Annotated in this window: 12 protein-coding genes and 1 tRNA gene; 10 read left to right on the forward strand and 3 right to left on the reverse strand. The window is 62.9% G+C overall.

What is annotated here, in order from left to right; all coding sequences use genetic code 11:
* The first annotated feature begins 2 nt into the window (after positions 1–2).
* A complete protein-coding gene (locus ABIE35_RS12925; protein WP_090822204.1) occupies positions 3–1,130 on the forward strand; it encodes an L-talarate/galactarate dehydratase in 1,128 nt (375 codons plus the stop codon).
* 10 nt (positions 1,131–1,140) lie between these two features.
* Complete coding sequence (locus ABIE35_RS12930; protein ID WP_354515459.1) at positions 1,141–1,839, forward strand: FadR/GntR family transcriptional regulator; 699 nt, start codon at positions 1,141–1,143, stop codon at positions 1,837–1,839.
* 138 nt (positions 1,840–1,977) lie between these two features.
* Here ABIE35_RS12930 and ABIE35_RS12935 read toward each other — a convergent pair.
* Positions 1,978–2,060: transfer RNA gene (locus tag ABIE35_RS12935), tRNA-Leu, on the reverse strand.
* Between the two features lie 370 nt (positions 2,061–2,430).
* On the opposite strand from ABIE35_RS12935, the gene ABIE35_RS12940 reads away from it, so the two are divergent.
* From ABIE35_RS12940 to pknB, 7 genes are read left to right on the forward strand one after another with little or no spacing between them, the layout of a single operon-like run.
* A complete protein-coding gene (locus tag ABIE35_RS12940; protein WP_354515795.1) occupies positions 2,431–3,180 on the forward strand; it encodes an FHA domain-containing protein in 750 nt (249 codons plus the stop codon).
* A 5-nt stretch (positions 3,181–3,185) separates the two neighbouring features.
* Positions 3,186–3,665: an FHA domain-containing protein FhaB/FipA gene (locus tag ABIE35_RS12945; RefSeq protein ID WP_089597073.1), complete on the forward strand. Its 480-nt coding sequence runs from the start codon at positions 3,186–3,188 to the stop codon at positions 3,663–3,665.
* Positions 3,666–3,668: 3 nt separating this feature from the next.
* Positions 3,669–5,363 carry a PP2C family protein-serine/threonine phosphatase gene (locus ABIE35_RS12950; protein ID WP_354515461.1) on the forward strand — a complete coding sequence of 565 codons (1,695 nt, stop codon included), beginning with the start codon at positions 3,669–3,671 and terminating at the stop codon, positions 5,361–5,363.
* Positions 5,360–6,787 carry an FtsW/RodA/SpoVE family cell cycle protein gene (locus tag ABIE35_RS12955; RefSeq protein ID WP_354515462.1) on the forward strand — a complete coding sequence of 476 codons (1,428 nt, stop codon included), beginning with the start codon at positions 5,360–5,362 and terminating at the stop codon, positions 6,785–6,787. Before ABIE35_RS12950 ends, ABIE35_RS12955 begins: the two co-directional genes overlap by 4 nt.
* Positions 6,784–8,241, forward strand: coding sequence for a peptidoglycan D,D-transpeptidase FtsI family protein (locus tag ABIE35_RS12960; protein ID WP_354515464.1), 1,458 nt, complete (start codon positions 6,784–6,786; stop codon positions 8,239–8,241). Before ABIE35_RS12955 ends, ABIE35_RS12960 begins: the two co-directional genes overlap by 4 nt.
* A complete protein-coding gene (locus tag ABIE35_RS12965; RefSeq protein WP_354515465.1) occupies positions 8,238–10,073 on the forward strand; it encodes a protein kinase domain-containing protein in 1,836 nt (611 codons plus the stop codon). Before ABIE35_RS12960 ends, ABIE35_RS12965 begins: the two co-directional genes overlap by 4 nt.
* A 9-nt stretch (positions 10,074–10,082) precedes the next feature.
* The gene (pknB, locus tag ABIE35_RS12970; protein ID WP_354515466.1) at positions 10,083–11,987 is read left to right on the forward strand and encodes a Stk1 family PASTA domain-containing Ser/Thr kinase; all 1,905 of its coding nucleotides are present in this window, start codon (positions 10,083–10,085) and stop codon (positions 11,985–11,987) included.
* A gap of 104 nt (positions 11,988–12,091) precedes the next feature.
* Here the strand turns inward: pknB and ABIE35_RS12975 are convergent, their stop codons facing one another.
* Entirely contained in the window at positions 12,092–12,733 is a 642-nt protein-coding gene (locus ABIE35_RS12975; RefSeq protein WP_354515468.1) for an aminodeoxychorismate/anthranilate synthase component II, read from the reverse strand.
* Between the two features lie 170 nt (positions 12,734–12,903).
* Positions 12,904–13,731, reverse strand: a complete 828-nt coding sequence (locus tag ABIE35_RS12980) for a class E sortase (RefSeq protein WP_354515797.1) — start codon at positions 13,729–13,731, stop codon at positions 12,904–12,906.
* 157 nt (positions 13,732–13,888) lie between these two features.
* On the opposite strand from ABIE35_RS12980, the gene ABIE35_RS12985 reads away from it, so the two are divergent.
* Entirely contained in the window at positions 13,889–14,143 is a 255-nt protein-coding gene (locus tag ABIE35_RS12985) for a cell division protein CrgA (protein WP_089593065.1), read from the forward strand.
* Positions 14,144–14,164: the final 21 nt, after the last annotated feature.

Raw genomic sequence — 14,164 nt, forward strand, 5'->3', positions numbered from 1 at the left:
CCATGAGCACCGTAGATCTCATTCGCCACGTCAAGCTGTCCACGGCTCGCTTGCCCCTCACCGTACCGATCAGCGACGCGAAAGTCTTCACCGGCAGGCAGAAGCCCATGACCGAAGTAGTGTTCCTGTTCGCCGAGATCACCACGGAGCAGGGCCACAGCGGCATCGGCTTCAGCTACTCCAAGCGTGCAGGCGGACCCGCACAGTACGCACACGCCAAGGAAGTCGCCGAAGGCATCATCGGCGAGGACCCGAACGACATCGGCAAGATCTACACCAAGCTCCTCTGGGCCGGCGCATCGGTGGGTCGCTCGGGCGTGGCAACGCAGGCACTTGCCGCGATCGACATCGCACTCTATGACCTCAAAGCCAAGCGCGCCGGACTCCCTCTGGCCAAACTGCTGGGCTCCTACCGCGACTCCGTCCAGACCTACAACACCTCAGGCGGCTTCCTCAACGCCACACTGGACGAGGTCAAGGAACGCGCCACCCGGTCCATCGATGAGGGCATCGGCGGCATCAAGATCAAGGTCGGACTGCCTGATTCCAAAGAAGACCTGCGTCGCGTGGCCGGAGTCCGCGAGCACATCGGCTGGGACGTCCCGCTTATGGTGGACGCCAACCAGCAATGGGACCGCGCCACGGCGCTGCGCATGGGCCGCCAGTTGGAGGAATTCAACCTCATCTGGATCGAAGAACCGCTGGATGCCTACGACTTTGAGGGCCACGCACACTTGGCCCAGGTCCTGGATACGCCCATCGCAACGGGCGAGATGCTCGCATCCGTTGCTGAACACAAGGGCCTCATCAACGCCAACAGCTGCGACATCATCCAGCCGGACGCACCCCGCGTCGGCGGCATCACCCAGTTCCTGCGCCTCGCCGCCCTCGCGGATGAACGCGGACTCGGCCTTGCACCGCACTTCGCCATGGAGATCCACCTGCACCTGGCCGCCGCGTACCCACGCGAGCCGTGGGTGGAGCACTTCGACTGGCTCGACCCCCTGTTCGAGGAACGCCTGGAGACCAAAAACGGCCGCATGATCGTTCCCGACCGCCCCGGTTTGGGAGTCACGCTCAGCGATCAGGCCCGCGCGTGGACCACGGAATCAGTGGAGTTCGGCGCGTAATCTTGAACCCATGAGCCGAAACCTGACCGCGGATCTCGCCGCCGACCTCCGCAACCGCATCGTCGACGGCGCCATCCAACCAGGAGAGAAGCTCCCCAGCGAAAACACCCTCATCAGCGAGTTCGGGGTGAGTCGGACCGTCGTCCGCTCCGCCCTGACCCGCTTGCAAGCCGAGGGATTGGTGGAAACCGAACGCGGGCGGGGCAGCTTCGCGCTGACCCCACCCGCGGAAGGTCCCGCAGCAGCGCCAGGAACACGGCCCGTTTCCAGCATGGAAGACCGGCTTCAGATGCTCGATTTCCGCGTCGGCGTCGAGACCGAAGCCGCCGCATTGGCAGCGAAGAACCACACCGAACACCAACTCAAGGCCGTGCACGGCGCGTTGGAACAATTCACCGCGAGCTCAGGCCACCCGGCGCACTCCATGAAAGCGGACTTCGAGTTCCACCGTGCCGTTGCTGCGGCCACGGGCAATCCCTTCTATACGGACTGCATTTCCGCCCTGGGCCAGACCATGATCACCATGCCCCGCCCTCGCCTCGTTGCCAGCGAAGACCGGGACTCCCCCGAGCGCTTCGCCCAGGTCGTCCACGAGCACTCCTCTATATACGCGGCCATCGCGGAGGGCGACCAAGTGGCTGCCGCAGCAGCCATGCGCCTGCACCTGAGCAACTCACGACGCCGGTTCACGGGTTCCGCGCGCAGCTGACGGTTGAGCGCGGCGCACCCAACTAGGTATCAGCAACTGCTCCTACGAAGCGCCAATAGAGCGTTATCTGTCACCCAGTTGGTATCCCCTGGAAAACAAAAGAGCCCCAGTCCGAAGACTGGGGCTCTTTCGATTGCGTGCGCGAGGGGGGATTTGAACCCCCACACCCTTTCGGATACTGGCACCTGAAGCCAGCGCGTCTGCCGTTCCGCCACTCGCGCGCAACTTCTTTTTCCGGACTCCGCGGGTTTCCCAGCTTCGTTTCCTTCAAAAGCAGCGAGATCAAGCATAACGGACATTCCCGGCAAAACACCAATCGGGAGATGGCGCCCCCTCCGCGAGACCCCGGAGCCCGGAAAAATCCCGTTCCACCGGCTGAACTCCACGGAAATTTCACACCCCGACTCCCGCACCAGCAAGGGCCGGGAGCGAACTTTTCCGGGTCGCAAGGCGTTGTGGATTAAGGCCATTCCCAGTCAGTCCCAGTAGTATCGGGAAGTGGAAGGGCCGTCAGGCGCGTACTTCGCTGTGTGCGCAGACGGACTATCGGACCAGGCACAGCGGGTGCCGCGGCAAGGAAAGGAGAAGGACATGGGTTTGCTGGACAAAGTCGAGCGCGGCATTGAAAAAGCCGTTCGCAACGTCTTCTCCACAGGGTCGCGTGCACGTGTTGAGCCAGTGGAGATTGCGAGCAAGTTGAGGCGCGAGTTGGACAACAAGTCCATCACCATCGCTGCCGGCCGCACCCTCGCTCCCAATGTTTTCGATGTCCTGCTTAGCGACGAGGATTTTGCCAGGGCCCAGGAATGGGGAACTCCCCTGGCAGAGGAACTCTGCGACGTCGTCATCCAGCACGTCCGCAGCCAGGGCTACACGCTTCAGGGTGCAGTGCGGATTTCGTTCCGCCGTAATGACGAAGAACGCGCCGGGCACTTTGAGATCACTTCCCGGACAGAGAAATCCTCCGACAACGCCGCTCCCGCCCCCCAGGCCCCACGGGCCAACGTTCCGGCCGCCCCGGCACGGCAGCCCATCCGCCTCCAGCCAGTTCTGGACATCGGTGGCCAGCGGTACTCCCTCAATGCCCAGTCCGTGGTGCTGGGACGCTCCTCGGAGGCCGACATCCTGGTGGATGACACCGGCGTCTCCCGGAAACACCTTGAGATCCGCACACAGAACGGCAGCACGTCTGCCGTTGACCTTGGTTCCACCAACGGCAGCTACGTCAACGGGCATAAGGTAAACGGCAGCGTGGAACTTACAGACGGCTCAACCATCACGATGGGACGTACCAAGATCATTTTCCGCCTTCTCCCCCAAACCCCGGGTGGCAACGCGTGAACGACATCAGCGAACTGACCATCACAGCGCTTCGCTTCGGGTTTCTCCTGCTGCTGTGGGTCTTGATTTTCAGCATTGTGTCCACCATGCGCCGCGACTTCCAGATCGGCCGTAAAGCCGTTACCGGAGTGCCCACGGCCCGCGAAGTGCGCAAGCATCCGGAACTGGCAGCGTCACCGCCGCCGGCCATCCAGCATGCACGCACGTTGGTTGTCACTGAGGGGCCACTCAAGGGCACCACTGTTCCGTTGGCCGCCAGCCCTATCCTGTTGGGCCGCGCGCAGGAAGCCACCCTGGTCCTGGAAGACGACTACGCTTCCGGCCGGCACGCGCGTCTGTTCCCGCAAGGCAGCCGCTGGTTCATTGAGGACCTGGGCTCCACCAACGGCACGTACTTGGCCGATCAACAGCTCACCCGTGCTCTGCCGGTTGAGCTTGGCGTCCCCGTGAGAATCGGCAAGACGGTCATTGAATTGAGGCCATAGTCCATGGCTTCCCCCGAGACCCCCGAAGGCAAGGAAACGCCTGCGGAGCGCCCACTCATCATGCGCTACGCGGCCCGCTCCGACGTCGGACGGATCCGCTCCAAGAATGACGACTCCGCTTACGTGGGTCGCCATCTTGCAGTGGTGGCCGACGGCATGGGTGGCCATGCCGGCGGCGATGTCGCTTCGGCGTCAACGGTCCTGGACATGATCCACCTGGACCATGACGACTATCCTGACGGTGCAGAGACTGTCCTCGCGGATGAGATCCAAACGGCCAATTCGCTGCTTTCTGAGCTTGTGCACCAGAATCCCAAGCTTTCCGGCATGGGAACTACCGTGACTGCCCTCCTCCTGGAAGACCGCAAGCTCCACTTCGCGCACATCGGCGACTCCCGGGCCTACCGGCTGCGTAACAAAAAGTTTGAGCAAATCAGCATCGACCACACGTTCGTGCAGCGGCTCATTGACGAGGGACGCCTTCGTCCTGAAGAAGCCGAAACCCATCCCCACAAGAACGTTTTGATGCGCGTCCTTGGCGACGTCGATGCCAGCCCGGAACTGGACTTGGACGTCCTGGACGTCGAACCCGGCGAACGCTGGCTGCTCTGCTCCGATGGCCTCAACTATGTGGCCGGGCACGTGGTGGAGCGCATGGTTCGTGAAACCAAAGACCTTCGCGAATGCGCTGAAATCCTGGTTGACCTCACGCTGGAAGCCGGCGCCCCGGACAACGTCACCGTAGTGATGTTGGAGATCGTGGAAGAGACCGACGACGACGTCAACACGGCCGCCGTCGACGTCGTTCCGGCTGCGGCGCTTGCCGCGGTGGACGAGCCCGAAGCGGTCACCGCCTCCAAGTCCACTGAGGGTCCTTCCGCCACCAAGTCGGCCGAGGATGCCCCGGCCGAGCCCAAGGAGAAGGCTGCGAAGGAGGCCGATGCTGGATCGTCGTTCAGCGCCGGTGACCCCAGCGGCGCAGACGACGAATCCGTTGAGGCTTCCACGTCCTCGGATGAGTCCAAAGAACCTCCCATCACCACGGATCCGCACTTGGGCGAGCACCTGTCCGCCGAAGTCCTGCGCGAAGAATTGGCCAGCCGCCCCCATGAGCTGGTTGGCGCTGCGGCAACAGCTGCGGAGACCGGCTCCATCCCTACTGTCGCAGGCCGGACGGTTGCCCGCAGGGCTGCCACCGTCCTCACCCACAAGGCCGAACAGGATCGGCTGGACATCGAGGAACCTGCACGACGCCGCATCCGCTGGCTGATGCCCGCCGTCGCAGCGGTTGTTGTAGTGGGCGTCGTGGTTGGCCTGTGGCTTGGCTACGCGTGGACCCAAACCCGTTACTACGTGGGCGAGTACGATCAGCGCGTCGCCATCTTCAATGGCATCTCGCAGCGACTCGGCCCCATTCAGCTCTCCCGGCTCGAAGCCGTAACCGATATCAGGGTGGATTCATTGCCGGAATACGGTCAGCAGAGCGTACGCCAGACGGTTCCCGCGGGCGACCTCGACGACGCACAGGCCATAGTGGAGAACCTCAAGAACACCGGCAGCGCCTCTGCAAACTGCCCCACCACTACTTCGGCGACAGTGACTGCCACGCCGTCGCCCACCAGCACCGTGCCCGTTCCGAGTACTGCGGCCGTTGCGACGCCTTCGCCCGTCCCGACTCCCTGTGAGGCGGCCAAGTGATACAGACTGAAACTGCTTCCAAACCACGCCGGAACGTTGAGCTTGTCCTCATCGTGCTGGCCCTTGCCGTAGGTGTAGGCGCGAGTGCCTTGGTGAGCATCAATTCCGACGTCGGCCTGGACCGGGACTTCTGGTTCCAGTCAAGCTTGCTGGCTGTGGCGGCTTTCGCCTTCCATATCGTCCTCAGGCTTCGCGCGAAATATGCCGATCCGGTAATACTTCCGATTGTCGTGGCCCTGAACGGTCTGGGACTTGCCCTGATCCACCGCATGGACGGTCCGGGTGACGATACTGGCAACAACCAGCTCCGCTGGACCCTGATTGCCATGGCCGTGTCGATCGCCGTGATCTGGTTCCTCAAGGACCACCGGATTCTGCGTCGCTTCACGTACATCTCCCTGGCAGCCAGTGCGTTCTTGCTGATCCTCCCTTTGATACCGGGCATTTCCGCCGGTGAAATCCTCGGCGCCCGCGTCTGGATCCGTGTTGGCCCCATGACGTTCCAACCAGGTGAGATCGCCAAGATCACGCTGGCCATATTCTTTGCCGGGTATCTTTCCTCCAACCGGGATCTCATCCTCCTGGCCGGCCGGAAGATCGGTCCCATGCAGTTCCCGCGCTTCAAGGACCTCGGGCCCATGATCACCGCCTGGTTGGTCAGTATCGGCGTCCTGGTCTTCCAGCGTGACCTCGGTTCCTCCATCCTCTTCTTCGGCCTGTTCATCGTGATGATTTACGTGGCCACCAGCCGTATCTCCTGGGTTGTCATTGGCCTGTTGCTGATCCTCGGCGGCGGATTCATTGCCTCGCAGATCTTCTCGCACGTAGCTTTCCGCATCGACAGCTGGATCAACGCCTTCACCCCGGAGGTCTTCGGCAGGTCGCCCGGTGGCAGTGGGCAGATTGTGCAGGGCTTGTTCGGCATGGCCGACGGCGGGCTGGTTGGTACGGGCCTTGGCCAAGGCCGCCCGGACCTGGTTCCGTTCGCCAACAGCGACATGATTGTGGCCCTCATCGGCGAGGAACTTGGCCTGATCGGCCTCTTCGCCGTCGTCATGCTGTACCTGCTGCTCTTCACGCGCGGCTTCCGCGCCGCCCTCGGTACCCGCGATGCCTTCGGGAAACTCCTGGCGTGCGGCCTGTCCTTCGCGATCGCCCTGCAGTGCTTCGTCGTCATCGGCGGTGTCACCCGGCTCATCCCGTTGACGGGCCTGACCACACCCTTCCTGGCAGCCGGTGGTTCCTCGCTCTTGGCCAACTGGATCATCGTCGGCTTGCTGCTCATGATCTCCAACACGGCCCGCGGGCCGGTGGACACCACTCCCATGGTGGGCAAACCCCCTGCCAGCAGCAGCGCGCCCGCACGTAAACCCACCACAGGACAGACACCCAGCGCACCAACAGAGGCGGTGAAGCACCAATGAACCAGGCTATTCGCAGCTCCTGGATGGCCGCCGTCGCCATGTTCGCGTTGATCTTCGGTGCCATCAGCTATGTCCAGGTCATTGGCGCTGACGACCTCAACGCCAATCCCTGGAACCAGCGCGCCATCCTCGCCTCGTTCTGCAACGACCGCGGCGCCATCATCGTCGGCGGCAAGCCGGTGGCTGAGTCTGTTGCCGGCACAGAGTCCTGCGCGTTCCAGCGCAAGTACAACCAGCCTGAGCTCTACGCCGGCATTACCGGTTACTTCTCCAAGGGCTTCGGTTCCACTGGCTTGGAACTCTCCATGGAGGACACCCTCGCCGGCAACTCGGACCAGCTCTTCCTGGACCGCATCAGCCAGATGTTCCTGGGCAACGAGCCGAAGGGTGCATCGGTAGAACTGACCCTGGATCCCGAAATTCAAAAGTTGGCCTTCGACCTCATCCCCGATGGACAGCGTGGATCCATCGTGGTCACCAATCCCAGGACCGGCGCCGTTCTGGCCATGGTGTCCAAACCGTCCTACGACCCCAACTTGATTGCGACCCATGACACGGCCGCCGCAGAAGCAAGCTACGCCGAGCTGAACCAGGTCCCGGGCATCAACCTTAACCAAAACGTCAGCGGCCCCACAGGCAACCTGCTCTCGCCGGGTTCGGTCTTCAAGCTCATCGACACAGCTGCTGCGCTGAACTCAGGCAAATACAACAAGGACAGCGAGCTGCCGAACCCCAGCAGCCTGCCATTGCCGGGTTCCAGTGCCAGCCTGCCCAACTACGCCGGTGGCAACTGCAATGTCCGGGAGACGGCGTCGTTTGCCTTTGCCCTGGAGCAGTCCTGCAATACTCCGTTCGCCAGCATCGCGCTGGACCTCGGCCAGGATGCCATCCGCGAACAGGCACAGAAGTTTGGCTTCGGCGAGACCTTCGGCGATCAGCTCAAGCTCCAGCAGGCGCCCAGTATTTTCCCCGAGGACCTCGACCAGGCCCAGCTCGCACAGTCCTCCGTGGGCCAGCGCGACGTCAAGGCCACCCCGCTGCAGATCAACATGATGACTGCCGCGATCGCCAATGGCGGTGTGCAGATGAAGCCGAACCTGATCAAGACCGTCCGCGCTCCTGATCTCCGCGTCATCAGCGAACTCAGGCCCGAGGCCCTCCGCACCAGCACCACCCAGCCCATCGCGGCGCAAATCACCGAGTGGATGACCAGCGCAGTGGACAACGGCATTGCCAAGGGAGCAGCCGTCCCCGGCGTCAAGGTCGCCGGCAAGACCGGTACCGCGGAGCTCGGCGATTCAGGTTTGAACAACTCATGGTTTACCGGGTTCGCCCCGGCAAACGACCCGCAAGTAGCCGTCACCATCGTCATGGAAGGTGTGGATGTGCTCAGCGGTGCCCAGCTAACCAGTCCGAACGCAAAGAAGATTTTTGAGGCGGTGTTGAATAAGTGAGGCCTACTTCGGGAATCACACTCGGCGGCAGGTTCCAACTGACCAGTCGTATTGCGATTGGCGGCATGGGCGAGGTCTGGAAGGCCAAGGACCAGATCCTTGGCCGGATCGTTGCCATCAAGGTACTCAAAGAGGAATACACGGGTGACCCCGGGTTCCTCCAGAGGTTCCGTGCCGAGGCACGGCACACCGCCCTCCTCAACCACGTGGGCATCGCCAACGTGTTCGATTACGGCGAAGAAGCCGGCTCGGCCTATCTGGTCATGGAGCTCGTTCCGGGTCACCCCTTGAGCGGAATCCTTGAGCGGGAGCAGGTCCTGTCTCCGGACATGACGCTCTCCATCATCGCGCAGACCGCCCGCGCCCTTGCCGTGGCACACGCCCAGGGCCTGGTCCACCGTGACATCAAGCCTGGCAACCTGCTGATCACACCGGACAACCGCGTCAAGGTCACCGACTTCGGTATCGCCCGCTTGGCGGACCAGGTTCCCCTGACCCAGACCGGCCAGGTGATGGGCACTGCCCAGTACCTGGCTCCTGAGCAGGCAACCGGACAGACCGCCACGGGTTCCTCGGACATCTACTCGCTGGGCGTCATCGGCTACGAGTGCCTCACGGGCCACCGTCCGTTCTCCGGCGAATCGCAGATCGCCATTGCCCTGGCGCAGGTCAATGACGCACCCCCGCCCCTTCCGGAGACCTTGCCGACACCCGTCCGCGCCCTCCTGATGTCCATGTTGGCCAAGGACCCCAAGAACCGTCCTGCCAACGCGATCAAGCTGGCCGAAGCCGCCGAGGCCATCCGCAACGGCGACATCGCCACAGCCCATGCCGCCGTACCCGGCATGTTGCTGTTCGAATCCACTACCGGACCCATCACGGCGCCTGTGGACACCGCAACGGCCCCCACCGGCGTCGTCACCTCGCCGTACGGAAAAGAGCAGTCGTCGACGGCGACCTCCGCACTTCCGGTGCTGGGCGCCGGTGCAGCCGGAGCTGCTGTCGGTGCGGCTGCGGCCTCGTCCGACAATCCGCTGTCACGCGCAAATGCCCTGGAGGCAGAGCGTCAGCTGAACGACGAAGAGGAGGTCGTCTACACCGACGACGAGAACTTCGACGATGGCGAGCCGGAACGCAAGAAGCGCAGCCCCTGGACTTGGCCGATGGTTGCCTTGATCCTGCTGGTGCTGTTCGCGCTGGTTGGTTTCCTGATTACCCAGTCCGGGTTCTTCTCGCCGACCCCCAGCCCGAGCCAGTCCACCACAGTCAGCACCAGCCGCTCGGCTAGCCCGACATCCACCTCGGCCACGCCAACTCCAACGCAGACGTCCGAGGCACCGTCTCCGACGCCGACGCAGTCAACACCGCAGAAGGTCAACGTGATCCCCGAGCAGTATCTGGGTCAGCCGTTCCAAACCGTCAGCGCGGAACTCCGCAATCTGGGCCTCGGCGTCAACGGTGTGGAGGTCTTCAACCCGGCTGCTCCAGGGACCGTGGTGGATCTCAACCCCACAGGACCTGTTGATCCGGGACAAACCATCACGGTTCAGTACTCGAAGGGACCTGAGGCGGTCGCCGTCCCCACCATCAGCGTGGGAGCCAGCGAGTCACAGGTTCGCGCGGCCATTGAGGGCGCCGGACTGCGGTGGGTAGCCGGGGATCCGGTGAACGGAGCCGTAGGCCAACAGGCCGGTACGTTCGTAAGGTCTTCGCCGGCAGCAGGAGCTGAGGTTCCCGCAGGCTCCACCGTGACCTACTTCCTGTCCAAGGCCGTTGTACCCACAAACCCCGGTTCGTCCAGCGCCAGCCCCAGCGGCAGCCCAAGCAACTAACTGAGTCCCATGTCTACCCCACGCCAAGGTCCCGCGCATCGAGAGGAGAGCACACCTGTGTCTTCACAGCGCATCCTCAATGAACGCTACGAACTCGGTGATTTGATCGGTCGTGGTGGCATGGCGGACGTATACCGCGGAACGGATACTTTGCTGGGACGGACCATCGCGGTCAAGATCCTGCGTGCAGATCTGGCCCGCGATCCGCAGTTCCAAGCACGGTTCAAACGTGAGGCACAGGCCGTTGCGGCGCTGAATCATCCGTCCATCGTGGCCATTTTCGATACCGGCGAGTACTCGGTCCCCGGAGGTCCCGGCGAGGACGTCCGGGTCCCGTACATCGTGATGGAATACGTGGCCGGCCGCACCCTGCGGGACATGATCAAGGCGAACGAGCTTGGTGTGGAGAGTTCCATCGGCTTCACCCTCGGTGTCCTTGCGGCTCTGGAGTACAGCCACCGCGCCGGCATTGTCCACCGCGACATCAAGCCAGCCAATGTCATGGTCTGTGCTGACACCGGAGACGTCAAAGTCATGGACTTTGGCATCGCACGTGCCATGGCAGATTCCGCTGCCACCATGACCCAGACGCAGGCCGTGGTGGGCACAGCACAGTACCTTTCACCGGAGCAGGCCCGCGGCGAAACCGTGGACGCCCGCAGCGACCTCTACTCGGCCGGTTGCCTCCTCTACGAACTGCTGACCAGCCGGCCGCCCTTTGTTGGCGACAGCCCGGTCTCTGTGGCCTACCAGCACGTCCGCGAAATCCCGGATATGCCCAGCGCCCACAACCCCGACGTTTCCGAAGCCCTCGACTCGGTCCTTGCAAAGGCTCTGCAGAAGAGCCGGACAGACCGTTTCCAGGACGCTGCCTCCTTCCGCCGCGCACTGCGCGCGGCAAGCAACGGCATTCCCGTCCCGGCTGTCGCGGCCAGTGAGGCGCCCACAGATCCGAACGACCTCGTGGACCAAGAGGACCCAGCTACGCAGCTCCTGAGTTCCACCGCTGTTGGTTTCCTCGCCGTCGATCAATACAAGGACGAACCCGCTGAACAACAGCCGGAGGAGGTCCTTCCTTTGGGCCTCCCACCGGAAACCGAGCGGACAGCGGGCCAGAAGAGCCGCCGTCGCGCGTGGGCTGCAACTCTGGTGATCTTTACTCTCATTGTGCTGGCAGGCGGCGGTTTCTGGCTTTACAACCTCATGAACGCGCAACCGCCGGTCCCGGCTAAGATCGCTGTGCCCGTTGTGGCCAACATGTCCGAGTCCCAGGCCATCCAGGAAATCTATTCGGCCAAGCTGGTGCCTAAAACGGTGCGCGAAGCCAGTGACACAGTGGCCAAGGACATGACCATTGGCACATCGCCCATTGCTGGTTCAATGCTCGACCAGGACGCCGAAGTTGTCCTCAAGATTTCCAGTGGACCCAGTTCGGTGACCATTCCGGCCGACATCGTGGGCCGTACGGAGTCTGACGCCCGTGACGCCCTGCGCAGGCTGGGCATCACCGGCGATATTGTCACCGTCCGGACTCACAGCGCCACTGTGCCTGTGGGCTTGGTGATCAATACCGGCCCGGCCCCTGGCGGAGCCATCGCCATCAGCTCCAAGGTGGAGCTCCAGGTCTCCTCCGGCAAGGTACTCATGCCCCAGCTGATCGGACTGCCGCTGGCTGAAGCGGAGGCCTCACTCAAGACCAATGGCTTGCCCATGGTGGTGGTTGAGCAGGAAAACTCAGAGGTTGCTGCAGGAACCGTAACGGCCCAGAGCGAGACGTTCAATACCGAAGTGGATCAGGGTAAAACCGTCACCATCACGGTAGCGAAAGCCCCCGTCACTCCGACGCCGACCCCCACTCCAACACCCACGGAGACAGACAAACCAACTCCGAAGCCAACGCCCACCAAGAAATAGCGGCCCGAAGGCAGCGGGCCGGCGCCCGGAAGCGTGCATCAAAGCGAGGAACGAGCTAGCACGCGGAGGGCGGCGGTCGCTGCCGACCGCCGCAGCCCCGCCACCTACTGCTTGATCAGCGGGCTCAGTTTGGAGGCCCGTTCGGCCGCTCCGGCCATCCCCAGGGACTCCAACCAGTTGCCGAGCATCTGGTAGCCGCCTTCTGTGAGGACCGATTCCGGATGGAACTGGACACCGCAGAGGGGTGCGGTCTTGTGCTGCAATCCCATCACTACGCCGTTGGTGGTTTCCGCGGTGATCTCAAGGACGTCCGGGATGGAATCGCGAACCGCAGCAAGGGAGTGGTAGCGCGTTGCCGTGACGGGCGAGGGGAGCCCGACAAAAACGCTTTTGCCTTCGTGCTTCACGGGGGACGTCTTGCCGTGCATGAGTTCCGGGGCATGGGTCACCACGCCGCCGTACGCTTCGGCCAGGGCCTGATGGCCGAGGCAGACGCCGAACATCGGTTTGTTGTTGTCGCCGCACCACTTGATGAGCTCGATGCAGACGCCGGCTTCAGCTGGGGTGCCGGGGCCCGGCGAGACGAGGACGCCGTCGCGCGTTGCTGCTAGCTCGGTGGCCTCGGCGAGTGTCACGTCGTCGTTGCGGACAACGGTGGTCTCCGCACCGAGTTCCTGGAGGTATCCCACCAGGGTGTAGACGAAGCTGTCGTAGTTATCTACTACAAGAATTTTTGTTGTGCTCATGGCTGCTGCACTAAACCAATCGTTGAGTCAGTCAAAGTGGTGAATTGGGAGAACCAGGGGAAGAGGAACTGGACCATCAGTACCAGGGCTGCTGCCACCAGTACCAAACACGTCAGGATCCGCACCCAAACGGGTCCCGGTAGATTGCGGAAAATCCACGCGTACATCCGCTACCCCTTTCCTTGGGCCTTGGCTACTTGGGAGGCAATTTCCGACGGCGGTCCCGCTGAGGCCGGTTGCCAGCCCTCCATGACGGAGTAGGCGATGATGCGTTCCTGCGAACCGAAACGCGGGTTGCAACTGGTCATGGTCAGGATTCTCTCCTCCGGCGCGACGCCCATCTGCGTAGGCACCGGCAGCAACACATCAGTGCGGTTGGGAAGCACGATCTGGTTGTTGCGGAAGACGTAGGTGTAGTACCCGTCAGCAGTCTGAACGTAGATCTTGTCCCCGGGAACCAGGGTGTGAATGCTGTCCAGGACCGCTCCGTGTGTCTGACGATGGCCGGCCACTGCGAAGTTCCCGACTGCGCCGGGCATGCTGGTGCTTCCGTAGTGTCCCAGGCCCAGCGTGTCCAGGACGTCCGCGCCGGTTCCTTCGATGATGGGACGGGTGTAGTCGGCGCCGAAGCGTGGGATGTACATGATCCCGATTGTTTCCCCGTTGGCAGGAGCTGTTCCCACGACTGGATCCCCGTAGTCCGCCGGGCTCGGGGACTCTGCAGGAGTAACGGGCCCCGTGAGTTGCTGGGCGAAGTTCTGAATGGCTTCCGTCTGTTTGGCGTCTGCCTCGACGTTGGTCCACCACAGTTGCCAGCCCACAAACAGCAAAAGGACAACACCGCCGGTGATGAGGAGTTCACCCAGGATCTGGCTGAGTTTTCGGACGACGTCCGAAGCGCGGAGGCGCCTGCGGGGAGATTCCTCCTGCCCGCGGCGCCCGGACGGCACGGCAGAAGCCGCCGTCGTCTGCTGATGCGCCACAGCGTCTCCTCGGATCGGGCGCGGGCGCGGCGGGCGGACCCCGAGTTGCGGCTAGACTTGACAGCTAGAACCAACCCGGAACGCCGCGTGGCCGTTAACCGCTGGAATTTTCCTTCCTGCAGGATATCAAGGCTGGCTGGAACGGGTACCAACGTACAGCCAAGGAGGATCCGTGCCCGAGTCCAAGCCCCGCAAGCGGCCTGCCCGTCAGGACCAGCAGGCTTCCGCAGCGCAGCAGTACAAGCCGAACCCGGTTTGGTACAAAGCCGTCATGTTCGGGCTCATGATCCTCGGCCTCCTTTGGATCATCACGTTTTACATCACCGAGGGACAATTCCCGGTCCGCGACTGGGCCTCATGGAACATCGTGGCCGGCTTCGGAATTGCCATTGTGGGCTTCCTGATGACCACGCGCTGGCGCTCCTAGGAAAGCCGCACCTCACATTTC

Source organism: Paenarthrobacter sp. 4246, from assembly GCF_040546855.1.
Lineage (GTDB): Bacteria > Actinomycetota > Actinomycetes > Actinomycetales > Micrococcaceae > Arthrobacter.